The organism is Pseudomonas sp. FP2254 (assembly GCF_030687695.1).
In the GTDB taxonomy this organism is placed as follows: domain Bacteria; phylum Pseudomonadota; class Gammaproteobacteria; order Pseudomonadales; family Pseudomonadaceae; genus Aquipseudomonas; species Aquipseudomonas quebecensis.
In genome coordinates, this window is sequence record NZ_CP117444.1 from 3329606 (window position 1) to 3353026 (window position 23421).

General features: G+C 60.4%; 20 protein-coding genes. 13 read left to right on the plus strand and 7 right to left on the minus strand.

The features are described 5' to 3' along the window. The first annotated feature begins 49 nt into the window (after positions 1–49). From nuoG to nuoN, 8 genes are read left to right on the plus strand one after another with little or no spacing between them, the layout of a single operon-like run. The gene (nuoG, locus tag PSH94_RS15235; protein ID WP_305435093.1) at positions 50–2764 is read left to right on the plus strand and encodes an NADH-quinone oxidoreductase subunit NuoG; all 2715 of its coding nucleotides are present in this window, start codon (positions 50–52) and stop codon (positions 2762–2764) included. Then, complete coding sequence (nuoH, locus tag PSH94_RS15240; RefSeq protein WP_181076612.1) at positions 2761–3768, plus strand: NADH-quinone oxidoreductase subunit NuoH; 1008 nt, start codon at positions 2761–2763, stop codon at positions 3766–3768. Before nuoG ends, nuoH begins: the two co-directional genes overlap by 4 nt. A gap of 11 nt (positions 3769–3779) precedes the next feature. After that, a complete protein-coding gene (gene nuoI / locus PSH94_RS15245; protein ID WP_305435094.1) occupies positions 3780–4328 on the plus strand; it encodes an NADH-quinone oxidoreductase subunit NuoI in 549 nt (182 codons plus the stop codon). A gap of 9 nt (positions 4329–4337) precedes the next feature. Further along, entirely contained in the window at positions 4338–4841 is a 504-nt protein-coding gene (nuoJ, locus tag PSH94_RS15250; RefSeq protein ID WP_016974048.1) for an NADH-quinone oxidoreductase subunit J, read from the plus strand. Between the two features lie 2 nt (positions 4842–4843). Further along, the gene (gene nuoK, locus PSH94_RS15255; protein WP_003174727.1) at positions 4844–5152 is read left to right on the plus strand and encodes an NADH-quinone oxidoreductase subunit NuoK; all 309 of its coding nucleotides are present in this window, start codon (positions 4844–4846) and stop codon (positions 5150–5152) included. Then, a complete protein-coding gene (nuoL, locus tag PSH94_RS15260; protein WP_305435096.1) occupies positions 5149–7002 on the plus strand; it encodes an NADH-quinone oxidoreductase subunit L in 1854 nt (617 codons plus the stop codon). The genes nuoK and nuoL overlap by 4 nt, the downstream gene beginning before the upstream one ends. A 39-nt stretch (positions 7003–7041) precedes the next feature. After that, positions 7042–8574 (plus strand): NADH-quinone oxidoreductase subunit M, encoded by a 1533-nt coding sequence (gene nuoM / locus PSH94_RS15265; protein ID WP_034098707.1) that lies wholly within the window; start codon positions 7042–7044, stop codon positions 8572–8574. Positions 8575–8581: 7 nt separating this feature from the next. Further along, complete coding sequence (nuoN, locus tag PSH94_RS15270; protein ID WP_305435098.1) at positions 8582–10045, plus strand: NADH-quinone oxidoreductase subunit NuoN; 1464 nt, start codon at positions 8582–8584, stop codon at positions 10043–10045. Between the two features lie 255 nt (positions 10046–10300). Here the strand turns inward: nuoN and PSH94_RS15275 are convergent, their stop codons facing one another. Continuing rightward, complete coding sequence (locus tag PSH94_RS15275) at positions 10301–11053, minus strand: outer membrane beta-barrel protein (protein WP_285428108.1); 753 nt, start codon at positions 11051–11053, stop codon at positions 10301–10303. Between the two features lie 124 nt (positions 11054–11177). After that, the gene (locus PSH94_RS15280; RefSeq protein ID WP_181076607.1) at positions 11178–12017 is read right to left on the minus strand and encodes an arylamine N-acetyltransferase; all 840 of its coding nucleotides are present in this window, start codon (positions 12015–12017) and stop codon (positions 11178–11180) included. 119 nt (positions 12018–12136) lie between these two features. Between PSH94_RS15280 and PSH94_RS15285 the strand changes: the two genes are divergently transcribed. Then, positions 12137–12373: a DUF6555 family protein gene (locus PSH94_RS15285; protein ID WP_305435100.1), complete on the plus strand. Its 237-nt coding sequence runs from the start codon at positions 12137–12139 to the stop codon at positions 12371–12373. Positions 12374–12421: 48 nt separating this feature from the next. Here the strand turns inward: PSH94_RS15285 and PSH94_RS15290 are convergent, their stop codons facing one another. Together PSH94_RS15290 and PSH94_RS15295 are read right to left on the minus strand one after the other, a co-directional pair. Then, positions 12422–12622, minus strand: a complete 201-nt coding sequence (locus PSH94_RS15290) for a DUF6021 family protein (protein WP_181076604.1) — start codon at positions 12620–12622, stop codon at positions 12422–12424. Positions 12623–12633: 11 nt separating this feature from the next. After that, positions 12634–12816: a hypothetical protein gene (locus tag PSH94_RS15295; protein WP_181076603.1), complete on the minus strand. Its 183-nt coding sequence runs from the start codon at positions 12814–12816 to the stop codon at positions 12634–12636. Between the two features lie 126 nt (positions 12817–12942). Between PSH94_RS15295 and PSH94_RS15300 the strand changes: the two genes are divergently transcribed. Further along, a complete protein-coding gene (locus PSH94_RS15300) occupies positions 12943–13464 on the plus strand; it encodes a DUF3087 family protein (protein ID WP_181076601.1) in 522 nt (173 codons plus the stop codon). 1 nt (position 13465) lies between these two features. Here the strand turns inward: PSH94_RS15300 and PSH94_RS15305 are convergent, their stop codons facing one another. After that, positions 13466–14599, minus strand: coding sequence for an MFS transporter (locus PSH94_RS15305; protein ID WP_253508239.1), 1134 nt, complete (start codon positions 14597–14599; stop codon positions 13466–13468). A gap of 197 nt (positions 14600–14796) precedes the next feature. Between PSH94_RS15305 and PSH94_RS15310 the strand changes: the two genes are divergently transcribed. Then, positions 14797–15537: a carbonic anhydrase gene (locus tag PSH94_RS15310; RefSeq protein ID WP_266247744.1), complete on the plus strand. Its 741-nt coding sequence runs from the start codon at positions 14797–14799 to the stop codon at positions 15535–15537. A 17-nt stretch (positions 15538–15554) separates the two neighbouring features. Here PSH94_RS15310 and PSH94_RS15315 read toward each other — a convergent pair whose 3' ends face one another. After that, positions 15555–16418, minus strand: a complete 864-nt coding sequence (locus PSH94_RS15315) for a Dyp-type peroxidase (RefSeq protein WP_305435102.1) — start codon at positions 16416–16418, stop codon at positions 15555–15557. Between the two features lie 149 nt (positions 16419–16567). Here PSH94_RS15315 and PSH94_RS15320 point away from each other — a divergent pair, with 149 nt between their 5' ends. Beyond that, entirely contained in the window at positions 16568–18184 is a 1617-nt protein-coding gene (locus PSH94_RS15320; RefSeq protein ID WP_305435104.1) for an NADP-dependent glyceraldehyde-3-phosphate dehydrogenase, read from the plus strand. A 392-nt stretch (positions 18185–18576) separates the two neighbouring features. Continuing rightward, positions 18577–19638 (plus strand): FUSC family protein, encoded by a 1062-nt coding sequence (locus PSH94_RS15325; protein WP_305435105.1) that lies wholly within the window; start codon positions 18577–18579, stop codon positions 19636–19638. A gap of 70 nt (positions 19639–19708) precedes the next feature. Here the strand turns inward: PSH94_RS15325 and PSH94_RS15330 are convergent, their stop codons facing one another. Further along, positions 19709–23032, minus strand: a complete 3324-nt coding sequence (locus tag PSH94_RS15330) for a hypothetical protein (protein ID WP_305435107.1) — start codon at positions 23030–23032, stop codon at positions 19709–19711. Positions 23033–23421: the final 389 nt, after the last annotated feature.

Sequence of the window (23421 nt, forward strand, 5' to 3'; positions counted from 1 at the left end):
TTCCATTAGCCACGCCCGCTGACAACGGGCCAACGAAGAACTTTGAACCATGGCCACTATCCACGTAGACGGCAAAGCGCTCGAAGTCGATGGGGCGGACAACCTGTTACAGGCATGTCTGTCACTCGGTCTCGACATCCCTTATTTCTGCTGGCACCCGGCGCTCGGCAGCGTCGGTGCCTGTCGCCAGTGTGCGGTCAAGCAGTACACCGACGAGAACGACACCCGTGGTCGTATCGTCATGTCCTGCATGACACCGGCCACCGACAACACCTGGATCTCCATCGACGATGAAGAATCCAAGGCGTTCCGCGCCAGTGTCGTCGAGTGGCTGATGACCAACCACCCCCACGACTGCCCGGTCTGTGAGGAAGGCGGTCACTGCCACCTGCAGGACATGACGGTGATGACCGGCCACAACGAGCGCCGTTATCGCTTCACCAAGCGTACCCACCAGAACCAGGACCTCGGCCCGTTCATCTCCCATGAGATGAACCGCTGCATCGCCTGCTACCGCTGCGTACGTTTCTATAAAGACTACGCCGGCGGCACCGACCTCGGCGTATTCGGCGCCCACGACAACGTGTACTTCGGTCGCGTTGAAGACGGCGTGCTCGAAAGCGAATTCTCCGGCAACCTCACCGAGGTCTGCCCCACCGGCGTGTTCACCGACAAGACTCACTCCGAGCGCTACAACCGCAAGTGGGACATGCAATTCGCCCCGAGCATCTGCCATGGCTGCTCCAGCGGTTGCAACATCTCCCCGGGCGAGCGCTACGGTGAACTGCGTCGCATCGAAAACCGCTTCAACGGTTCGGTCAACCAGTACTTCCTGTGCGACCGTGGCCGTTTCGGCTATGGCTATGTCAACCGCGAAGACCGCCCACGCCAGCCGCTGCTGGCCGATGGCGCCAAGCTGAGCCTGGACGCGGCGCTGGACAAAGCCGCCGATCTGCTGCGCGGCCGTAACATCGTTGGTATCGGCTCGCCCCGCGCCAGCCTCGAAAGCAATTTCGCCTTGCGCGAACTGGTCGGCGCCGAGCACTTCTACAGCGGTATCGAAGCCGGTGAGCTGGAACGCATCCGCCTGGTCCTGCAAGTGCTGAACGACAGCCCGCTGCCGGTGCCGAACATGCGCGACATCGAAGACCACGACGCCATCTTCGTCCTCGGTGAAGACCTGACCCAGACCGCCGCGCGTATCGCGCTGTCCCTGCGTCAGTCGGTCAAAGGCAAGGCTGAAGAGATGGCCGACGCCATGCGCGTACAGCCCTGGCTTGACGCGGCAGTGAAGAACATCGGCCAGCACGCGCTGAACCCGCTGTTTATCGCCAGCCTGGCTGAAACCAAGCTCGACGATATTGCCGAAGAGTGCGTACACGCCGCACCGGACGACCTGGCCCGCCTCGGGTTCGCCGTAGCCCATGCCCTCGACGCCAGCGCCCCTGCCGTCGAAGGCCTGGATACTGAAGCCGCCGAACTGGCCCAACGCATTGCCGACGCCCTGCTGGCGGCCAAGCGTCCATTGATCATTGCCGGTACCTCGCTGGGTTCCAAGGCGCTGATCGAAGCGGCGGCCAACATCGCCAAGGCGTTGAAGCTGCGCGACAAGAACGGCTCCATCAGCCTGGTTGTACCGGAAGCCAACAGCCTCGGCCTGGCCATGCTCGGTGGCGAGTCCGTGGATGCTGCCCTGCAAGCGGTGATCGACGGCAACGCCGACGCCATCGTGGTGCTGGAAAACGATCTGTACACCCGTACCGATGCGGCCAAGGTTGACGCTGCGCTGAACGCCGCCAAGGTGCTGATCGTCGCCGACCACCAGAAGACCGCCACCAGCGACCGCGCCGACCTGGTACTGCCGGCCGCCACCTTCGCCGAAGGCGACGGCACCCTGGTCAGCCAGGAAGGCCGCGCCCAGCGCTTCTTCCAGGTGTTCGATCCGAAGTACATGGACGCCAGCATCCTGGTTCACGAAGGCTGGCGCTGGCTGCATGCCCTGCGCGCCACCCTGCTGAACCAGCCGATCGACTGGACCCAGCTCGACCACGTCACCGCCGCCACTGCCGCGAGCGCGCCGCAGCTTGCCCGGATTGTCGACGCCGCGCCGTCCGCCGCGTTCCGCATCAAGGGCCTGAAACTGGCCCGTGAACCGCTGCGCTACTCGGGCCGCACGGCCATGCGCGCCGATATCAGCGTGCACGAACCGCGTACGCCGCAGGATATCGACACCGCGTTTGCCTTCTCCATGGAAGGCTACTCGGGATCGGCCGAACCGCGTCAGCAGGTGCCGTTCGCCTGGTCGCCGGGCTGGAACTCGCCACAGGCCTGGAACAAGTTCCAGGACGAAGTCGGTGGCCACATCCGTGCCGGCGACCCGGGCACCCGCCTGATCGAAACCCAGGGCGATTCGCTGAACTGGTTCACCGCCATACCACGTCCGTTCAACCCGGCTCAGGGCACCTGGCAGGTTGTGCCGTTCTTCCACCTGTTCGGCAGCGAAGAGAACTCTTCCAAAGCCGCGCCGGTAAAAGAGCGCATTCCGCAAGCCTACGTGTCCGTGGCCAAGTCCGAAGCCGACCGCCTGGGCGTCAACGACGGTGCCCTGCTCAGCCTGAACGTGGCCGGCCAGACCCTGCGTCTGCCGCTGCGTATCAACGAAGCGTTGGGCGCCGGCCTGGTTGCACTGCCTAAAGGCCTCGCCGGCATCCCGCCTGCGATCGAAGGTTTTACCGTTGACGGTCTGCAGGAGGCAGCGCAATGACCTGGTTCACCCCTGAAGTGATCGACGTGATCATCTCGGTCGTCAAGGCTATCGTGATCCTGTTGGCCGTGGTTGTAGCGGGCGCCCTGCTCAGCTTCATCGAACGTCGCCTGTTGGGCTGGTGGCAGGACCGTTACGGTCCGAACCGTGTCGGCCCGTTCGGCATGTTCCAGATCGCCGCCGACATGCTGAAGATGTTCTTCAAGGAAGACTGGACCCCGCCGTTTGCCGACAAGGTGATCTTCACCCTGGCACCGGTCGTGGCCATGAGCGCCTTGCTGATCGCCTTCGCGATCATCCCGATCACCCCGACCTGGGGCGTGGCGGACCTGAACATCGGCTTGCTGTTCTTCTTCGCCATGGCCGGCCTGTCGGTCTACGCGGTGCTGTTCGCCGGTTGGTCGAGCAACAACAAGTTCGCCCTGCTGGGCAGCTTGCGGGCCTCGGCCCAGACCGTGTCCTACGAAGTGTTCATGGGCCTGGCGCTGATGGGCATCGTGGTGCAGGTCGGCTCGTTCAACATGCGCGACATCGTCGAGTACCAGGCGCAGAACCTGTGGTTCATCATTCCGCAGTTCTTTGGCTTCTGTACCTTCTTCATCGCTGGCGTGGCCGTGACTCACCGTCACCCGTTCGACCAGCCGGAAGCGGAACAGGAACTGGCCGACGGTTACCACATTGAATACGCCGGTATGAAGTGGGGCATGTTCTTTGTCGGTGAGTACATCGGCATCATCTTGATCTCGGCCCTGCTGGTCACGCTGTTCTTCGGCGGCTGGCATGGTCCATTCGGCATCCTGCCGCAGTTGGCGTTCTTCTGGTTCTTCCTGAAGACCGCGTTCTTCATCATGTTGTTTATCCTGCTGCGCGCTTCCATTCCGCGTCCACGATACGACCAGGTGATGGATTTCAGCTGGCGCTTCTGCCTGCCGCTGACCCTGATCAATTTGCTGGTGACCGCTGCCGTTGTGTTGTTGAACACGCCAGCGGGCGCGGTTCAGTGAGGATTTGACCCATGTTCAAATATATTGGCGACATCTTTAAGGGTACCGGTACCCAGTTGCGAAGCCTGGTGATGGTTTTCGGCCACGGCTTTCGCAAACGCGACACCCTGCAATACCCGGAAGAAGCGGTGTACCTGCCGCCGCGCTATCGCGGCCGCATCGTACTGACCCGCGACCCCGATGGCGAAGAGCGTTGCGTAGCCTGCAACCTGTGCGCCGTGGCGTGCCCGGTGGGTTGCATCTCCCTGCAGAAAGCTGAAACCGAAGACGGTCGCTGGTACCCGGACTTCTTCCGCATCAACTTCTCGCGCTGCATTTTCTGCGGCCTCTGCGAGGAAGCTTGCCCGACCACCGCGATCCAGCTCACACCGGATTTCGAGATGGCCGAGTTCAAACGTCAGGACCTGGTGTACGAGAAAGAAGATCTTTTGATTTCCGGTCCCGGTAAAAACCCTGATTACAACTTCTATCGTGTTGCAGGTATGGCCGTTGCCGGTAAGCCCAAAGGCGCCGCACAAAACGAAGCCGAGCCGATCAACGTGAAGAGCTTGCTGCCTTAAGGAAGAAAGATGGAATTCGCTTTCTATTTCGCATCGGGTATCGCGGTTGTGTCCACGCTTCGCGTGATCACCAACACCAACCCCGTGCACGCCCTGCTCTACCTGATCATTTCGCTGATCGCCGTGGCCATGACCTTCTTCAGCCTCGGCGCACCGTTCGCCGGTGTGCTGGAAGTGATCGCCTACGCCGGCGCCATCATGGTGCTGTTCGTGTTTGTGGTGATGATGCTCAACCTGGGTCCGGCTTCGGTCGCCCAGGAACGCGTCTGGCTCAAGCCCGGCATCTGGCTCGGCCCGGTTGTCCTCGCGGCGCTGCTGCTAGGTGAACTGCTGTATGTGCTGTTCGCTCACCAGAGCGGCCAGGCCATCGGCCACACCACCGTGGATGCGAAAGCCGTCGGCATCAGCCTGTTCGGCCCGTACCTGCTGGTGGTCGAACTGGCGTCGATGCTGCTGCTCGCCGCAGCCGTCACCGCCTTCCACTTGGGCCGCAACGAAGCCAAGGAGCAATGACGATGCCTGCTATCCCTTTGGAGCATGGTCTGGCGGTCGCCGGCATCCTGTTCTGCCTTGGCCTGGTCGGCCTGATGGTTCGCCGTAACATTCTGTTCGTGTTGATGAGCCTGGAAATCATGATGAACGCTGCGGCACTGGCGTTCATCGTCGCGGGTGCACGTTGGGGCCAGCCGGATGGACAAGTCATGTTCATCCTGGTGATCAGCCTGGCAGCCGCCGAGGCCAGTATCGGCCTGGCGATCCTGCTGCAGCTGTACCGTCGCTTCCACACGCTTGATATCGACGCTGCCAGTGAGATGCGCGGATGAACATGATCTTTCTGACTTTCCTGTTTCCCCTGATCGGTTTCCTGCTGCTGTCGTTCTCTCGCGGGCGCTGGTCGGAAAACCTGTCCGCGCTGATCGGCGTGGGTTCGATTGGCCTGTCGGCGATCGTCGCCGCCTACGTCATCTGGCAATTCAACGTGGCGCCGCCGGAAGGCGGTCACTACACCCTGGTGCTGTGGCAGTGGATGTCGGTGGAAGGCTTCAAGCCCGACTTCGCCCTCTACATCGACGGCCTGTCGATCACCATGCTCGGCGTAGTGGTCGGCGTGGGTTTCCTGATCCACCTGTTCGCGTCCTGGTACATGCGCGGTGAAGCGGGCTACTCGCGCTTCTTCTCGTACACCAACCTGTTTATCGCCAGCATGCTGTTCCTGGTGCTCGGCGATAACCTGTTGTTCCTGTACTTCGGCTGGGAAGGCGTGGGCCTGTGCTCGTACCTGTTGATCGGTTTCTACTACAGCAACCGCAACAACGGTAATGCCGCGCTCAAGGCGTTTATCGTCACCCGTATCGGCGACGTGTTCATGGCCATCGGCCTGTTCATCCTGTTCCAACAGGTGGGCACGCTGAACATCCAGGAACTGCTGGTACTGGCACCGCAGAAATTCCAGGTCGGCGACTTCTGGATTACTCTGGCCACGCTGATGCTGCTGGGCGGCGCCGTGGGTAAATCCGCGCAACTGCCACTGCAGACCTGGCTGGCGGACGCGATGGCCGGCCCTACCCCGGTGTCGGCACTGATCCACGCCGCAACGATGGTAACCGCCGGTGTCTACCTGATCGCCCGTACCCACGGCCTGTTCACCCTGGCGCCGGAGATCCTGCACCTGGTGGGCCTGGTCGGCGGCGTGACCCTGGTACTGGCCGGCTTCGCCGCGCTGGTACAGACCGACATCAAGCGCATCCTCGCCTACTCGACCATGAGCCAGATCGGCTACATGTTCCTGGCCCTGGGCGTCGGCGCCTGGGACGCGGCGATCTTCCACCTGATGACCCACGCCTTCTTCAAGGCCCTGCTGTTCCTCGCTTCCGGTGCGGTGATCGTGGCGTGCCACCACGAGCAGAACATCTTCAAGATGGGCGGCCTGTGGAAGAAACTGCCATTGGCCTATGCCAGCTTCATCGTCGGTGGTGCCGCCCTGGCCGCCCTGCCGCTGGTGACCGCCGGTTTCTACTCCAAGGATGAAATCCTCTGGGAAGCCTTTGCCAGCGGTAACCAGAACCTGCTGTACGCAGGCTTGGTCGGTGCCTTCATGACCTCGCTGTACACCTTCCGCCTGATCTTCATCACCTTCCACGGTGAAGCCAAGACCGAAGCACACGCAGGCCACGGCATCTCGCATTGGCTGCCACTGTCGGTGCTGATCATCCTGTCGACTTTCATCGGCGCCATGATCACTCCGCCACTGGCCGGCGTATTGCCGGAAAGCGTGGGCCATGCCGGCGGCGACGCCAAGCACAGCCTGGAAATCGCCTCGGGCGCCATTGCCATTGCCGGTATCCTGCTGGCGGCCCTGCTGTTCCTCGGCAAGCGCCGCTTCGTGACCGCCGTGGCCAACAGTGGCATCGGCCGTTTCCTGTCGGCCTGGTGGTTCGCTGCCTGGGGCTTCGACTGGATCTACGACAAACTGTTCGTCAAGCCGTACCTGGCCATCAGCCATGTACTGCGTAAAGACCCGCTCGACCAGACCATTGGTTTGATCCCGCGCGCGGCCAAAGGCGGTCACACAGCCTTGAGCCGCAGCGAGACCGGCCAATTGCGTTGGTATGCGGCTTCCATGGCGGCTGGCGCCGTGCTGGTGATCGGCGCCATCGTAGTGGTAGCGGTCTGATATGAACTTTGCGAACTTGCGAAAGGAAACGAGCCCGTCATGATTCTGCCCTGGCTAATCCTGATCCCCTTTATCGGCGGCCTGCTCTGCTGGATGGGTGAACGCTTCGGCGCCACCCTCCCCCGCTGGATTGCGTTGCTGACCATGTCCCTGGAACTCGCGCTCGGCCTCTGGCTGTGGGCCCATGGCGACTATTCATTTGCTCCGGCACCGGGTGTCGATCCGACGTTCGCGCTTGAATTCAAGCACGTGTGGATCCAGCGCTTCGGCATCAACGTGCACCTGGCCCTCGACGGCCTGTCGCTGTTGATGATCCTGCTGACCGGCCTGCTAGGTATCCTCTCGGTACTCTGCTCCTGGAAAGAGATCCAGCGTCACGTGGGCTTCTTCCACCTGAACCTGATGTGGATCCTGGGCGGCGTGGTCGGCGTGTTCCTTGCCCTCGACCTGTTCATGTTCTTCTTCTTCTGGGAAATGATGCTGGTGCCGATGTACTTCCTCATCGCGCTCTGGGGTCACAGTTCTTCGGACGGCAAGAAAACCCGGATCTACGCGGCGACCAAGTTCTTCATCTTCACCCAGGCTTCCGGCCTGATCATGTTGGTGGCGATCCTGGGTCTGGTACTGGTCAATTTCAACAACACCGGCGTGATTACCTTCAACTACGCCGATCTGTTGAAGACCAAGATGTCGCTGACCACCGAGTACGTGCTGATGCTGGGCTTCTTCATCGCCTTTGCGGTGAAGCTGCCGGTGGTGCCGTTTCACTCCTGGCTGCCGGATGCGCACGCCCAGGCACCGACCGCCGGTTCCGTCGACCTGGCCGGTATCCTGCTGAAGACCGCTGCGTATGGTCTGCTGCGTTTTGCCCTGCCGCTGTTCCCGAATGCTTCGGCCGAGTTTGCGCCGATTGCCATGACCCTGGGTCTGATCGGGATTTTCTACGGTGCGTTCCTGGCTTTCGCGCAAACCGACATCAAGCGTCTGATTGCCTTCTCGTCCGTTTCCCACATGGGCTTCGTACTGATCGGCATCTACTCGGGCAGCCAACTGGCGTTGCAAGGCGCAGTGATCCAGATGTTGGCCCACGGTGTCTCGGCCGCGGCCCTGTTTATCCTGAGTGGTCAGCTGTACGAGCGCCTGCACACCCGTGACATGCGTGAGATGGGTGGCGTGTGGTCGCGCATTGCCTACCTGCCGGCGATCAGCCTGTTCTTCGCCGCCGCGTCCCTGGGCCTGCCGGGCACCGGCAACTTCATCGGCGAGTTCCTGATCCTGATGGGCGCGTTCGTACAAACGCCGTGGATCAGCGCCATCGCCACCTCGGGCCTGGTATTCGGTTCGGTCTACTCGCTGATCATGATCCACCGCGCTTACTTCGGCCCGGCCAAGTCCGACACCGTCCTGAAAGGGATGGATGCGCGCGAACTGATCATGGTGCTCGGTCTTGCGGTATTGCTGATCTATATCGGCGTGTACCCGCAACCGTTCCTGGACACGTCTGCCGCAACGATGCATGGCGTGCAGCAGTGGTTCGGCACCGCCTTCTCTCAACTCGCTTCGGCCCGGTAAGAGCGCTATGGAATTCACGATCCAACACTTTATCGCGCTTGCGCCGCTGCTGATCACCAGCCTCACCATCGTGGTGGTGATGCTGGCGATCGCCTGGCGCCGCAATCACTCGCAAACGTTCCTGCTGTCCTGTGCCGGGTTGAACCTGGCCCTGCTGTCGATCATTCCGGCCCTCAAGGTCGCGCCGTTGGCGGTCACCCCGCTGATGATGATCGATGACTTCGCACTGCTGTACATCGCGCTGATCCTGGTGGCCACCTTGGCGTGCGTCACCCTCGCCCACGCCTACCTCGGCGAAGGCGGCACCGGCTACCCGGGCAACCGCGAAGAGCTGTACCTGCTGATCCTGCTGGCTGCGGCCGGCGGTATCGTGCTGGTCAGCGCCCAGCACTTGGCGGGCCTGTTCATTGGCTTGGAACTGCTGTCGGTCCCAACCTACGGCTTGGTGGCCTATGCCTTCTTCAACAAGCGCTCCCTGGAAGCCGGCATCAAGTACATGGTGCTGTCGGCCGCCGGTTCAGCGTTCCTGTTGTTCGGTATGGCCCTGCTCTACGCCGAAGCCGGCAGCCTGAGCTTCACCGGTATCGGTCATGCCCTGGCCGCCACCAACATGCCTGCACCGATCGCTCAACTGGGCCTGGCGATGATGCTGATCGGCCTGGCGTTCAAGCTCTCCCTGGTGCCGTTCCACCTGTGGACCCCGGACGTCTACGAAGGCGCCCCGGCGCCGGTGGCGGCGTTCCTGGCGACCGCGTCCAAGGTCGCTGTGTTTGCGGTGATGGTGCGTCTGTTCCAGATCTCGCCTGCCGCCAACACCGGCGTGCTGAGCAACGTGCTGACCGTGATCGCCATCGCGTCGATCCTGTTCGGTAACCTGCTGGCCCTGACCCAGAACAACCTCAAGCGTCTGCTGGGTTACTCGTCTATCGCCCACTTCGGCTACCTGCTGATCGCCTTGGTGGCGAGCAAAGGCTTGGCGATGGAAGCCATTGGTGTGTACCTGGTCACCTACGTGATCACCAGCCTTGGCGCATTCGGCGTGATCACCCTGATGTCCTCGCCTTACAAGGGCCGGGACGCCGACGCTCTGTACGAATACCGCGGCCTGTTCTGGCGCCGTCCGTACCTGACCGCAGTGCTGACCGTGATGATGCTGTCCCTGGCCGGTATCCCGCTGACCGCAGGCTTTATCGGCAAGTTCTACATCATCGCTACCGGTGTCGAAGCCCATGAGTGGTGGCTGGTTGCGTCTCTGATACTGGGCAGCGCCATCGGCGTGTTCTACTACCTGCGCGTGATGGTCACCCTGTACCTGATCGAGCCGAACCTGCGTCGTGTGGATGCCGAGCTGCACTGGGAACAGAAAGCCGGCGGCGTGATGCTGCTGGCTATCGCCCTGCTCGCCTTTTTCCTCGGCGTCTACCCACAGCCGTTGCTCACCCTGGTGCAGCACGCGGTGCTGGGTGTTTGATCGCTTAGCGGGACGTGAGTAAACAAAAACGGCGCCTTTCGGGCGCCGTTTTTGCATTGAGGGGATTGGGTTGGAGGTTTTCAGCGCAGTGCCAAGCCGGGTTTAGCAATGCCTTTGGTGGGGCTGCTGCGCAGCCCGGCGCGGGGCAAGCCCGCTCACCACAAAAGCCTGTTCAGCATAAAAGCCGATACACCACAAAAGCTCAGTCACCACAAAAGCCCCTCTTATCCAATCAGCCAGCTCACTACAAACGGGTTAGAACGCGATACCGACCTTGAACCCATACTCGTCACGCTTGAGTTTGGTGTTGTCGGCCACGGGGGAGTCTTCATCCAGTTTGTATTCGGTGCGGGTGTAGTACAGGCCCGCCATCACAGGCAGGTTGCCTTTCTGATTCATCAGCAGGCTGACTTCCGCGTACGGGTTGGTGCGGTCTTTAAGGTCCACGGAATCGCTGCCCAGGCCGTCAACCTTAACTTTGACGCGGCCGTCGAGGGTGTGACGCGCACCGGCTTCAACCCGCAGGGTCATGTCATCAAATTGATGGTTGTAACCCAGTGCAGCTTTGGCAAATGGCGATTTGCTGGTCAACTCCAGGTCGTAGCCATTCGTCTGCGGCTCGTAGCGGGTCCAGCTGTAGCCGCCGCCCACAATGACGTCGACAAAGTTGCGTGCGTCCAGGGCGGCACGCCAGCCCAGGTCCAGGTCGGCCTGGCCTTCCTTGAGTTTGTTGTCGCTCTTTTCACCGTATTTGGCTTCGATACCGGCTTGGTAGATAAAGCCGGACTCAGCGGTGAGCTTGTTGCCGAAGGTGTAGAACAGGCCTGCTTCAGGCATGTGCTCCTTGTCGCTCTGGCTGCCGCCTTCGAGTTTGAAATCGTTGTAGCTGCCCTGCAGCCCGAAGATGGAAATCGGGTCGGTGGACGGTGCTGCGAACGCCATCGCCGGCGCGGTGGCCAGGGCGAACAACGAAGCGTTCTTGAGGAATGTTCCGAATAGTTTGGACATCGTTTTACATCTCCTTGTCAGGTGGACAAATTATTCAGGAATCGCTTCGAACCTTCGCACGTGCAAAAGGTTCGAAAAAAATCACCTGATTTTGGAGGTAAAACGGTTCAGCGAATGCTCTAGATCAAGGCTCTTGGCGGCTCGCCCGGATCAAGCCGTCCAGTGCGTCCTTCAAGTGCGGATGCGTCGGCACCTGAATGCCGAAGGTGTCACGCAGCAACGCCAGCAGTTCATCAGTGTGGTGCACCGTACGCTTGGCGCTGGGCCGGTCGAGGTAGTGAATCGCGTAGTGCGCGTTATTCAACGTGTGGCGCTCCCCCACGGCCAGCCGCGCGACTTTGAGTTGCCCCAGAAATGGCGAGCCAGGGTGAGTCGAGACATACCAGTTGCCGATTTCATAGTCGATGTCGGCCTGCACTTGCAGGTCGAACACATACAAGCCGCGCCATTCCCCGGCCACCTCGGCCCACAGCGTGTAGCTGCCCTCCCGTGCATCGAAAGTCACACGGTAGGGCTCATGGGCCGTGGCCTGCGCCGCTTGACTATCAAGCAGTAAGGGACTGCTGGGCACCATGCCACCAAAGCCCACGTCGGTGATGTAGCGCGCCCCGTCCAGGGTCACCAGGCTCAGGCGATGGGTACGCGCCGTACGCGCGTCCGGTGGGCCGCCCATAACCACTCGCCCCGTGATGCCGCGCGCGTCGAAGCCCAGTTCCTGCAGCAGTATCAGAAACATCTGGTTCAATTCGTAGCAGTAGCCGCCTCGCCCTTCGAACAGCACTTTATGCTCGACGCTCGGCAGATCGATCGGCACCGGCTGGTGCAGCAGGGTCGACAGGCTTTCGAAGGCGAAAGTGCTGACATGACGCAATTGCAGGTCCTGCAGGGTTTGCAGAGTGGGCGGCGGCGGCGTGTCGTAGCCCAGGCGTTGCAGGTAGCGTTGGCAATGGTTGAGTCGAGGCATGGCACGGTCCTTGGGCACGGGCAAAGGCGTCACTATGCCGCGCTCGCGTGCAGACTGTCATTTTGAATGAACCTTTTTAAACGCCTTCCTATCCATTTATAACAAGTCAGGGAGGCACCATGAGTACCGCAAAAATCTACACCATTAATTATCAGCTGCACGGTCAACCGAAGTCCTTTGTAGTACGCGCCGAAGTGATGAATAACGCCGAGGCCTGGCATTGGGCGGCGGTCGACGCCGACATTGCCCACGTGAGTCGCATAGGCCGCGTGGGCCATGAGCAAGTAAAGAAAACCACCCGTCCGTGGGCGGAGAAATACGGCATCACCGATGTCATCTGGATGCCACCTAAATAACCCCATCCCCTTAACGAAAAAGCCCCGCTCAATCGAGCGGGGCCTGCCTTACTTCTTCAAGTCGCCCAACGGATCGTAGGGCGGCTTTTTTTCCGGTTGATCCTTCTTGTCCCTGTCCAACGGCGCGATGGCCGGGCCGATGGGGTCGACCTGCGGGTCAGCGACATCCGGCGAGTCCGGGTCGAAACCCAGCTCATCCTTGCCACTGGCATGCTCGCTGGAGCGTGGGCCTTTGTCTGGAGCGTTCATGGGTGTCTCCTCTAGAGCGGACGGGCTTTATCGTGAAGGTGTTCCAGGTCTTGCTCGGCCTGCTCCACATCGTCGTCGGTGTCCGGACGATCCGCCGGGTCATTGGGACGCAGGGCGTCGTTGTCGCGCTCTTCTTCGCCGGGGGTACGGTTGGGGTCCGGCGTGCCGGGCGGCGGCTGTTTGTATTCGGGCATGGTGGTTCACCTCGCAAAGGTTGGTGGCCTGCATCAATTTAGAGAAAGCCCTGCGCACCAACGTTCAACTTGTTTGCCCAGGCGTGCGATGATGCCGCACCGCCACCCTCTGGAGACCTACCCCGGATGTTCGAGCTCAAACCCTGCGATCCTGCCACCTACCGTCGACAGACCCGCCGCAGCACGCTGATCGTGGCCTTACTGTTCCTGGCCCTGGCCATGCTGCTGTCGAGCCTGGCGGTGATGCTGTTCGGCGAACCTGGCGGGGACAATTTTCGTTTCAATGTCGGTGGTGTATTCGCGGGTGTGCTGATCACCGTGGCGCTGGTGCGCGGCCCGTTCTGGAGCCAGGCGTGGCTGGCGCCGGCGGTGTATGGCTGGCAGCTCAAGCGCAGCCTGATGAGGGTGACCAATGTGATGCACAACGTTACCGAGCGGGTGCAGGCCAACGACCCGACGGCCATGAAGCTATTGCGCTTCTATCATCTGGGGCTGACCCAGATGCACGCACTGGATGCCAACTCCAGCGCCCAGGCACAGTTGGTCGGTGAGATGCAGGCCCATGCCGGCAAGATGCAGGCGCTGGGGTTGGACACCGACCAGACCCGCCTGGACCCCGCCTGGCTCGACCGCATCAAGAGCGCCTGAGTCACACCACCGTGGGGCGTGCGCGCCAGCAAAACAGTGCACTCACGGCGATGGCCGCGCCGGCCAGGCCGAACACCAGCGGTGCTGACGCCACCGGCAGCAACACCCCCGCCAGCAGCGGCCCGAGGCCTGCGCCGATGTCGCGCCATACCGCATTGGATGCCAGCGCCGATACACGCATCGCACCGGGATTGCGCTCGGCCACCAGGGTGGTTACCAAGGGCAGTTGCAAGGCGCGCAATACCAACACCGCCGCCGCCCCGAGAATCACCCAATGGCTGCCGAACGCGCTCAACGCCAGGGCACTCAAGAACGAAAACAGCAGCAACATCGACGTCGCGCCGAAGCGTTGCGCCGCCTGCCCGCCCAAGGGGCTCAAAAGCAGCTCCGACACATACCGCAACGCCATCAGGCCGCCGGCGATCAGCACCGCGTCACCGCCCATACTCTTCTGCGCTTGAATCGACAGGCCAAAGATAAACAGCCCATCCAGCGCCACGCCCTCAATAAACGACCACAGGGCCACACTGTCGGGCCATCTGAAGCGACGTACGCCACTGTTTTGCAAGGCGTGGCCGGCGCTGGGTAAGCCGCGCGCCATCCACACCCCAACCAGGCAACAGCCGGCCAGGAGCATAAAGATCGGACGCGGCCCGGCCCATACTGTGAGCCAGCCGCCAAACGGCAGCGCGAGCATCGGTCCCAAGGCGACCAACGCCCGCGAACGCCCCGCGCGTCGTGCGGCACCCGCCGGCTCGGCGGTCGCCAGCACTTGGGTCGACAGGTTCAGCGCGGCGAAACACAGCCCCCACACCAGCCGCAACCCCAGCAAGGCGGCAAACCCGGACAGCAGCGAATTGCCGACGGCGCACAGGGCGGCCGCGCCGGCGGCGATCATGCAGGTCAGACGATCACCGTGGCGCGCGTAAAAATTCAGTACATGCCGGTAGCCGAAGATCCGCACCAGGCGATTGGCCGCCAGCAACACCCCGGCCTGGGCCAGGGTGATGCCAAAGGCCTGGGATTGCATGGGCAGCAACAGGTAGAGCAGGACATCGCTGGGCAGGCACAGGGCGAGAGTCAGCGCGGCGCGCCGTGAGGTGGAGTCGGCAGAGCGTTGGGCCTGGCTGGACATAAATCTGAAACATCCCGAAATCTTCAGGCGGTCAAGGTAGCGTTCCTCCACGGTTTTTTACAATGTCCGGTCAGCCCTTTTGCAGAGGACGATCACCGTGAGCCGCTGACCATACCCCCAGAAACTTCCTACATCCATGATGCTGCGTTCTCTGCACCCTTTGCGCTTTCCTTCATCCCTACTGCGAGAGCCCATCCATGTGCAACGCTCAACACCCTGCTGATGCCCCTTTAAACAACGGCCGCCGCAACTTTCTGCGCCTCACCGGCGTCGGCGCGGGAGCGATCATGCTGGCCGGTGCCTTGCCTGCCAGCCTGGTGCACGCGGCGCCTGCGCCTAAAGTCGCCAACGATCTCAACCCACAACAGGCATTGAAACGCTTGATGGAAGGCAACCAGCGTTACGTCGATGGGGTTACCAAGCGCCATGATTTCACGCATGAACGCGAGGCTCTGGTGGGCGGTCAGAACCCCTTCGTCGCGGTGCTCAGCTGCGCCGATTCGCGGATCGCGCCGGAATACGCCTTCGATACCGGCCGCGGCGACCTCTTTGCGGTGCGGGTGGCGGGCAATTTCGTCACCGAGGACGGGCTGGCCAGTCTCGAATACGCCGTGGCAGTGCTGGGTACACCGCTGATCATGGTGCTGGGGCACGACCGCTGCGGCGCCGTGGCGGCCGGGGTCAAGGCCGTCAAGGACAGCGCGCGCTTCCCCGGCAAAATCCAGGGCCTGGCCGACGCACTCAAACCGTCCGTCACCAAAGTGCTCAAGGCGCCGGGCGACACCCTGGATAACGCCATCGCACAAAACGTCCAGGACACGGTGGCCCGGCTCAAGGCCGAATCAAGCCTGCTGAGCGATGCCCTGGCCAAAGGCACGTTGCAAATTGTCGGCGGCGTATACCGCCTGCACAGTGGCGAGGTTGAGCTGATCGGCTGATCCACCCCGCAGCCGGTTCAGCCGGCGAGTGCGCTCAGGTCCAGATGGCCATCGAGTATCGGCGGGCACCAGTAATAGCCCCCGGTCAACGGCGTGCTGATGCGGTACAGGCCGTCGACAATCCCGTCTTCCATACCGCTCATGCGGCGCAGCTGCGCTTCGAATGCATCAAAGGAGTGGCCGAAGGCGAGAAACATTAACCCGGCCTGGCCATTCTCGGCCCAGGGCATGGAGCGGCGCACCACGAAGGCTTCGGGAGTGAAACTCTCCTGGGCGGTGCGCTTGGTATGGGCGGACTCAGGCGCGTCTTCCAACTCTTCGTTATCGCCATGGCGACGGCCGATAATATGGTCGCGCTCCTGGGCCGGCAGCGCGGCGAAACCGTCGAGGTCGTGCCGCCACTGCTGAAGGGCGGCGAAGCTTGCGCCACTGGCGCTCATCGCAGCGTCGACCGCAGCCTCATCGTGAGGGTTTTCGGTGCCGTCTTCGTAATCGGTGAGGTCGAAGCCTGTCTTGTAGCGGAAACCTTCAAGCGACTGCACCAGGCGAAACGCGGGGGCCAGGGCCTTTTCGAATGCGCGAGCGCGCAACAGCAGTTCGCCACGATCCACACCATGCAGCCATACCCACAACGCCTGCTGGGTCGACGGGTTATGTGCCCCCGGCCCGCTGATCGGTGCAAACGGCCGCAGACCGTCAATCGTCGCGCCCAGTGCAGTCACCAGCGGCTCGCCGAGGCCGACCACCGCCGCCGCATCGGTCAACCGCACCAGGGCGTCCAGCGCGACGGGCACAGCGGCCAGGGAATCCACGGCAAAAAACAGATGGCGTGCCTGCAACGGCACCGGTGCGGCAAGAATGCCCGGCTGGTACTGACTCATGTGAACTCCTTCAAGAAAGGCGCGCAGTTTACCCGGCACCCGTGGCGCTGCGTACTGCAAAGCGCACAAGCCTTGCCATAGAGCCCTTGGTTGGGTGACTCTCTAGTCAAGCACCAGTCAAGTTTTGTAACCATTACAGGGATAGCGCTATGACCACTCAGCACCTGCTCGCCCAGCTGTTTCCCACTTCCACCGCCCAAATCCCCGAGCAATACCGCCTGGCGGCGCCCATCGAACAGCGTGATTACCTGGTGGACGGCCAGTTGCAGGTGTGGAACGGCCCATTGGCCCAGGTCCACAGCCCGGTGCAGTTGGGTGATCAGCGCGTGGTGATCGGCAGCACGCCGTTGTTGGACGCCGACACTGCCCTCACCGCCCTTGATGCCGCCGTGCGCGCCTATGATCGTGGCCAGGGCGAATGGCCGACGATGCGCGTGGTCGACCGCATCCGCCACGTCGAAGCGTTTTTGCGGCGCATGCGCGAACAGCGTGATGCGGTGGTCAAGCTGCTGATGTGGGAGATCGGCAAGAACCTCAAGGACTCGCAGAAAGAATTCGACCGCACCTGCGACTACATCACCGACACCATCAATGCCCTCAAGGAACTGGACCGCCGCAGCAGCCGCTTCGAGTTGGAACAGGACACTCTCGGGCAGATCCGCCGCGTGCCCCTGGGCGTGGCGCTGTGCATGGGCCCCTACAACTACCCGCTCAACGAAACGTTCACCACGCTGATCCCGGCGCTGATCATGGGCAACACCGTGGTGTTCAAGCCGGCCAAGCTCGGCGTGCTGCTGATTCGCCCATTGCTGGAGGCGTTCCGCGACAGCTTCCCGGCCGGGGTGATCAACGTGATCTATGGCAGCGGCCGCGAAACCGTCAGTGCGCTGATGGCCAGCGGCAAGATCGATATCTTTGCGTTTATCGGCACCAACAAGGCCGCCAGCGATTTGAAAAAACTGCACCCCAAGCCGCACCGCTTGCGAGCCGCCCTCGGCCTGGACGCAAAAAACCCCGGCATCGTGCTGCCGGAGGTGGACCTGGACAATGCCGTCAGCGAAGCGCTCACCGGCTCGTTGTCATTCAACGGCCAGCGCTGCACCGCACTGAAAATTCTGTTCGTGCATGCAGACGTGGTCGACGCGTTTATCGAGAAATTCAACGCCAGACTGGCGACGCTCAAGCCCGGCATGCCATGGGAAGACGGCGTGTCCCTGACGCCGTTACCGGAAGTCGGCAAGGTGGATTACCTCAACGGCCTGGTGGCCGACGCGGCGCAACACGGCGCCCAGGTGGTGAATGCCAATGGCGGTGCCAGTCGCGGTTCGTTCTTCTACCCGGCGGTGCTGTACCCGGTAAACCCGCAAATGCGTGTGTACCACGAGGAGCAGTTCGGCCCGGTGGTACCGATCGTGCCCTACCGCGACCTGGAGACCGTGATCGACTACGTACTGGAGTCAGACTTCGGCCAGCAACTGAGCCTGTTCGGCAACAACGCCGAAGCCATCGGGCGCCTGGTGGACACCTTTGCCAACCAGGTTGGGCGCATCAATATCAACGCCCAATGCCAGCGTGGGCCGGACACCTTCCCGTTCAACGGGCGCAAGAACTCGGCCGAAGGCACGCTGTCGGTACATGATGCGTTACGCGTGTTCTCGATCCGCACCCTGGTGGCGACCAAGTTCCAGGACAGCAACAAGGCACTGGTCAGCGAGATCCTGCGCAACCGCGATTCAAGCTTCCTGACCACTGACTACATCTTCTAGGTTCACCTCGGTCAAACCATGTGGGAGAGGGCCTGGCCTCGATAGCGGTGTGTCAGCTAACCGATTGTTTACTGATCCACAGTTATCGAGGCATAAGTATCTACACAACGTTGGCTCAACGCCGAATTCCCGGCAGATAGGGCTGTTGTGGCGAGCGGGCTTGTCCCGCGTTGGGCTGCGCAGCAGCCCCAAAACCAGCCTCTACAGAGTGTCTGATACACCATATTCTTCTTTACTGGGGCTGCTTCGCAGCCCAACGCGGGGCAAGCCCGCTCGCCACAGGGGATTTGTCTGGATCTGAAAGTTGTGTAGATACCCATGGTCATCGGGGGCAAGCCCCCTCCCACATTCGAATTGTGTACATCTCCAGAATTGAGGCCCCGTTGTTATCAATGAATCTGCCTATGGTTGCCCGGCGCCTGTTGCGCCCGTTGCTCGACCCCTACCGCCGCTATCGCCATGCCAAGCTGATCCACGCCGTGCGCGTGTCCATCGGGCTGCTGGCGACGATCCTGCTGACCACCGGCCTCAACCTGCCCCACGGAGAGTGGGCGTCGGTGACCATGCTGATCGTCATCGGCGGTTTGCAGCACCACGGCAATATCGGCAAGAAAGCCATGGAGCGCGCCTACGGCACGTTGATCGGCGCCAGCGTCGGCCTGCTGCTCGTGGTGCAACAGGCCTACTTCGGTCTGCCGCTGCTGACTTATCTGTTGATGTCGATGGTGTGCGGGTTCTTTTCCTATCACGCCATCGGCAAGGGCGGTTACATCGCGCTGCTGTCGGCGATCACGGTGTTTATCGTCGCCGGCCACGGCGACAACCCGATCTCGGATGGCTTGTGGCGCACGGTGGATATCCTTATCGGCATCGGGCTGGCCCTGGCGTTCTCGTTTGCCCTGCCGCTGTACGCCGTCTACTCGTGGCGCTACAACCTGGCCGGTGCGTTGCGCGACTGCGCGCAGATCTACAGCCGGATCATCAACGGCCAGTCGGTCACCGACGACGAACACCTCAAACTGCTCAACCGCCTGAACGCGGCGATGCTGCAATTGCGCTCGCTGATGCCGTCGGTGTCCAAAGAAGTGCGCATTTCCATGACTGAGCTGGACGCGATCCAACGGCATTTGCGCCTGTGCATCAGCACGCTGGAGATCCTTGGCAATACCCGGCCCGACCCTCGCGATGAACAGGCGATGGCGCGGATGCAGGTGATGCTCAAGGCCGAGCATCGGCAGATTCGGGTGCAGTTGGTGGGGATGGCGCGGGCGTTGAGGTCGGGGGCAATACAGCGTCTTGAACGTTCCGGAGGACCGTCTCCCGTTGAACCGGTGTTGGAGGCCTCGGTTCAAAATGCGCTGGATGGCTACAGATTACTGACGCGGCAATTGGCGGCAAACATTGAGCACATGCGTCAACGGTTGGCGAAGACTTCACCGGCCTGGAGAATATGAACGAGCCGTTATAAAAAACGGGACAGCCTGAGATGAAACAGGCTGCCCCGTTAATGGCCTGGGTGAACTGTTACCTTAGGCCTACCCCCAACAATTGGTTACCTATCCACTGTTTGTAATTCCCCTCCCCACCCGTGTTTATGTTTCTCGCCCACCAATAGTTGAAGAATAAGAAGTTATGCGAATAAGTACTGGACCAGTACGGCGCATTGCCCATTGGCCAACGATGTCCATAAGCAGCACTCAACTCGCGCAGCTCACCCAGCGAGGCCACGCGCAAACCTTGATTCCTCGCCCTCGTGTCGATGTCAGTCTTGGTACCAGCGCCCAGGCCATAACACAACACCACCCCTCCGACAGACACGACATAGCTGCGTGTTTGCGACGGCACAGAAGAGTCGCGCACCGTAATCTTCGCAGAACCGTTGCCGCGAACAGTGACAAGACCCGTTGAGTCCACAACAGCTACACCCGTATTGCTTGAAGTGTAGAAGTAACCGGGCGTGCCGCCGGTAGGGGTGCGCCGGATAGAATTGCCACTGTTAAAGGCTGGCAAAACGTTCGGGCTACCGGGGATGATGTAAGTACGCCCCCAGAGAGTGGAGTTGGTCCCGTCGAAGTTCAGCGGCCTAACCAGCGAAATGCGGTACTGGGTCTCCAAGAAAGGTGTTGCCAAAAACTCATCTTCGCTGCCGTCAAACGTGACCTTCGTATGCACCGTGAACGACGCATTGTCGGGCAAACTCAACAACCAGGCGCGGCTGACCCGGATATTCGCCAAACCGTTGGCTTGCTCTATGGCCGTAATCGGATGGTTCGTCAACAACTCCAACGGCGCAATCCCAACTGCGGAAGTGGTAACTCTCATCCAGACACGCTGCCCCGTAACGCTCAGTTCCCACTTAGGGCAAGCCGCAATGGGATCGCCCGGCAGATCCGGCGGATTGAAGCTGCCGCCATTGGCCACGTTGTTGATCAACACCCTCGGCAAGTCGGCGGGCTGAATGTCTTTGACTTCGACCGTCTGCAGCTCGGAATTCCCTGCCCCACCCCTGCCTAGCACTACGGAGTAATGCAGGTTGATTGTGCGGCCAGCACTGGTGCCGAGAAATTCATTGCTGATGTGGAACCTGACCTCACCGCCATCCAGCCCATCCTGGGGTGGCAAATCCGGAAGTTCGACATGTGGATTCGGATGTATCCAATCAAGCTTAATCCTGTCCACGCCGTTGAGGTTCATGTTCGGATAACGTACTACAACCTGGCAATTGTCTTTCGACACAAGCGGTTCAATCGACACGACTTCGCCTTCCGCAGGCGTGGACAGATTGATTTCAGGATGCGGAAAGACGTTGACTTCCCTCTGAATCATGTGATGCCTGACATCAAACAACACCGCATCGTTGATATCGTTGCTGTTATTGAACGTCACCCAGAAACGGATAAACAATGGCGACCAGTCTTTGAGTTCGCGAAGCTGCGACACCGGGGTAAAACTTGCGATACCGGTCATCACTTCTGTGGCATTCACAATGCGTGCCCGAAGATCCTCGTGTTCAAAATGCTCGTCGTCAATGTGGAAGGTGCCTTCATAACTCAACCACATACGCTGGTCCACGTGCGCATACATCCAGGGCTGCACGCGCGTCCTGTCCAAGTTGGAAAGCAGAGGGATCTCCAGCACTGCGCTGTCGCCGATGCTGTCGATCACTGGGCTGGGCGGACTGTGCAGCGTAAGCAAACGCAGGGTCAACTTTTCGGATGGGGTCGAATGGCCGTTACGAATGACATTAAACGAGACGTCGATATCACGCCCGAGGGGATGAATGTTAAAACCAATCACCTCGGTCGGAATCGTAAAATCGATGTAGTCGCCACTCTGGTCTTGCTTGACTTCAAAATGGCTGCCTAGCCCTCCAAGCCCTTCCCACTGAACTTCGACCTGATCAGTGCGTTTTATGAAATCATACCTGACCCGAACAGTCGCGCCCCGTGGCCATACATCTGCTGGGGCAAGCTCATCAGGTTCTGTGGTGGCTTCCAGCACTTGAGGCAAATATAACCTGCCCAATTTGGTCCCAACGGTCACCACCAGCTCTTCAGAAAACTCAAATACGTCGAAGCGGTCAATCCAGTAACTGACGGTGAGCGTGCCATCCAGATTGCCGCTGAAAAGGTCCTTGGGGATGTCCAACACCAAATTACTAGCGTTAAAAAACAAATCGTAGTCAAACCAATGGTTGCCCGTGAGGGACCCCGTGTATTGGACGGTCAGTTTGTCACCAGCCTCGAACTCCGCAAACAACTCCAGGGTGCCGTAGGTACCTACATCGACTAGATCCACGTTGCCATTGATCGCCTCCTGAATGAAGGGTGGCAATAGCGTCCTGGGCGGACGGCCGATCTGCACCCAGGCACGCTCCGACTCCCGCACACCGTTCACGTCAGTCACGAAGTAATGGACGTTAGTCTCGTCCAAGCCGTCCAGACGCATGTACTCGCTATTGCGGAAATCTCGGAAGCGTGGGTGATTACCCGCGAACCGTTCCGACTCGACCGACTCGACGGAACCGTCAATGTACTTGCCACTGAGGACGACCTTCAGCAGATCGCTCAAGGTACCAGGTGGTTGGTAATCCGGCATTGCAGCCGTCATAAATGCAAGATCCGGTGGAATAAAGGGGCCAACGGCTTGCAGAACACTTGGGCGGGGCAATTGAAAACGGGTTCCGTAAACCCCGACGTTATTGTTTTCGGAGGGCAGATCATCCTCTCCATCGCGTTCCCGCACATAAGAAAACGTCACGGTTGATTGGACAAGCGACCTGATCCACTCATTACGGACAGAAAATAGATAATATTTAGGGATTCTGTCAACGCGTTGTCGTAGAGTCTGATAGACATGTACCCCGTCAGCAGTCTCGCCTTCTATTATCAGACGAATATGATCGCCGACGACGAACTGGCCCCCACGCCTGACTTCCACTTCCACAGTCACAGGCTTCAAATGCACCATGTCGCCTTCTATCGCGGAAGTTATCTCCAGAAAATTCTGAATGACCGTTGGTTTTGGCAGGAAATGTAGATCCAGATCTACGTTCACTTGCACCAGTTTCGACCAAGGCTGCTCCTCTCCAGAGCGATTACGTACCTCGTCATACAGGTAGAACTGCACAACATAGTGACCGCTGCCGACCAATGCCAGGAAATCCGGATCGATCTGAAACTCCAAATCCTGCCCCACCTGATCCTGTGTGATAGGTGGCACGTCGTAACGGGTGCCCCCCCAATAGAACATCACCAGATCGTTGACCCGCATGTTATCCCAGGCTTTGATCTTTGCTACGACAGGCGTATTGGCGCCGATTAACGTGGCTGACAGCGTCAAGATCAATTTTGAGTGCCAGGGTTCGTGAGGACGGTCATCGACCCCACCTGGCCGGGTGTCCTTGATAAAAACAATTTGAGGGGGAGAGGTGCTCGGTATGACCGAGCCCACTCTGATTACTTCTCCATATACATCAGGTATAAAACCCAACGGTATCTGGGGGCGGGGAATATTATAAAAAAACGCTGCCTTGTCAGATCATCCCGCGCTATGCGTTTTGACGCAAACAGTACGCCATTCATCCAAATGCGATACTCATCGCCCTCACTGAGACGCGCCCAGCGTTCAAATACGAAATTCACCCCCTCTACAACATGAACTATACCCAGGCCATACGCGGCGCCGGCCACAGGCCTAACCCTGCGAGGGGATGTGTAGGGTGAGTCCAGGTCTTC

Bases quoted from the DNA above. Each gene is read 5' to 3' on its own strand.
- nuoG (WP_305435093.1), top strand. From the start codon at position 50: ATGGCCACTATCCACGTAGACGGCAAAGCGCTCGAAGTCGATGGGGCG.
- nuoH (WP_181076612.1), top strand. From the start codon at position 2,761: ATGACCTGGTTCACCCCTGAAGTGATCGACGTGATCATCTCGGTCGTC.
- nuoI (WP_305435094.1), top strand. From the start codon at position 3,780: ATGTTCAAATATATTGGCGACATCTTTAAGGGTACCGGTACCCAGTTG.
- nuoJ (WP_016974048.1), top strand. From the start codon at position 4,338: ATGGAATTCGCTTTCTATTTCGCATCGGGTATCGCGGTTGTGTCCACG.
- nuoK (WP_003174727.1), top strand. From the start codon at position 4,844: ATGCCTGCTATCCCTTTGGAGCATGGTCTGGCGGTCGCCGGCATCCTG.
- nuoL (WP_305435096.1), top strand. From the start codon at position 5,149: ATGAACATGATCTTTCTGACTTTCCTGTTTCCCCTGATCGGTTTCCTG.
- nuoM (WP_034098707.1), top strand. From the start codon at position 7,042: ATGATTCTGCCCTGGCTAATCCTGATCCCCTTTATCGGCGGCCTGCTC.
- nuoN (WP_305435098.1), top strand. From the start codon at position 8,582: ATGGAATTCACGATCCAACACTTTATCGCGCTTGCGCCGCTGCTGATC.
- PSH94_RS15275 (WP_285428108.1), bottom strand. From the start codon at position 11,053: ATGTCCAAACTATTCGGAACATTCCTCAAGAACGCTTCGTTGTTCGCC.
- PSH94_RS15280 (WP_181076607.1), bottom strand. From the start codon at position 12,017: ATGCCTCGACTCAACCATTGCCAACGCTACCTGCAACGCCTGGGCTAC.
- PSH94_RS15285 (WP_305435100.1), top strand. From the start codon at position 12,137: ATGAGTACCGCAAAAATCTACACCATTAATTATCAGCTGCACGGTCAA.
- PSH94_RS15290 (WP_181076604.1), bottom strand. From the start codon at position 12,622: ATGAACGCTCCAGACAAAGGCCCACGCTCCAGCGAGCATGCCAGTGGC.
- PSH94_RS15295 (WP_181076603.1), bottom strand. From the start codon at position 12,816: ATGCCCGAATACAAACAGCCGCCGCCCGGCACGCCGGACCCCAACCGT.
- PSH94_RS15300 (WP_181076601.1), top strand. From the start codon at position 12,943: ATGTTCGAGCTCAAACCCTGCGATCCTGCCACCTACCGTCGACAGACC.
- PSH94_RS15305 (WP_253508239.1), bottom strand. From the start codon at position 14,599: ATGTCCAGCCAGGCCCAACGCTCTGCCGACTCCACCTCACGGCGCGCC.
- PSH94_RS15310 (WP_266247744.1), top strand. From the start codon at position 14,797: ATGTGCAACGCTCAACACCCTGCTGATGCCCCTTTAAACAACGGCCGC.
- PSH94_RS15315 (WP_305435102.1), bottom strand. From the start codon at position 16,418: ATGAGTCAGTACCAGCCGGGCATTCTTGCCGCACCGGTGCCGTTGCAG.
- PSH94_RS15320 (WP_305435104.1), top strand. From the start codon at position 16,568: ATGACCACTCAGCACCTGCTCGCCCAGCTGTTTCCCACTTCCACCGCC.
- PSH94_RS15325 (WP_305435105.1), top strand. From the start codon at position 18,577: ATGAATCTGCCTATGGTTGCCCGGCGCCTGTTGCGCCCGTTGCTCGAC.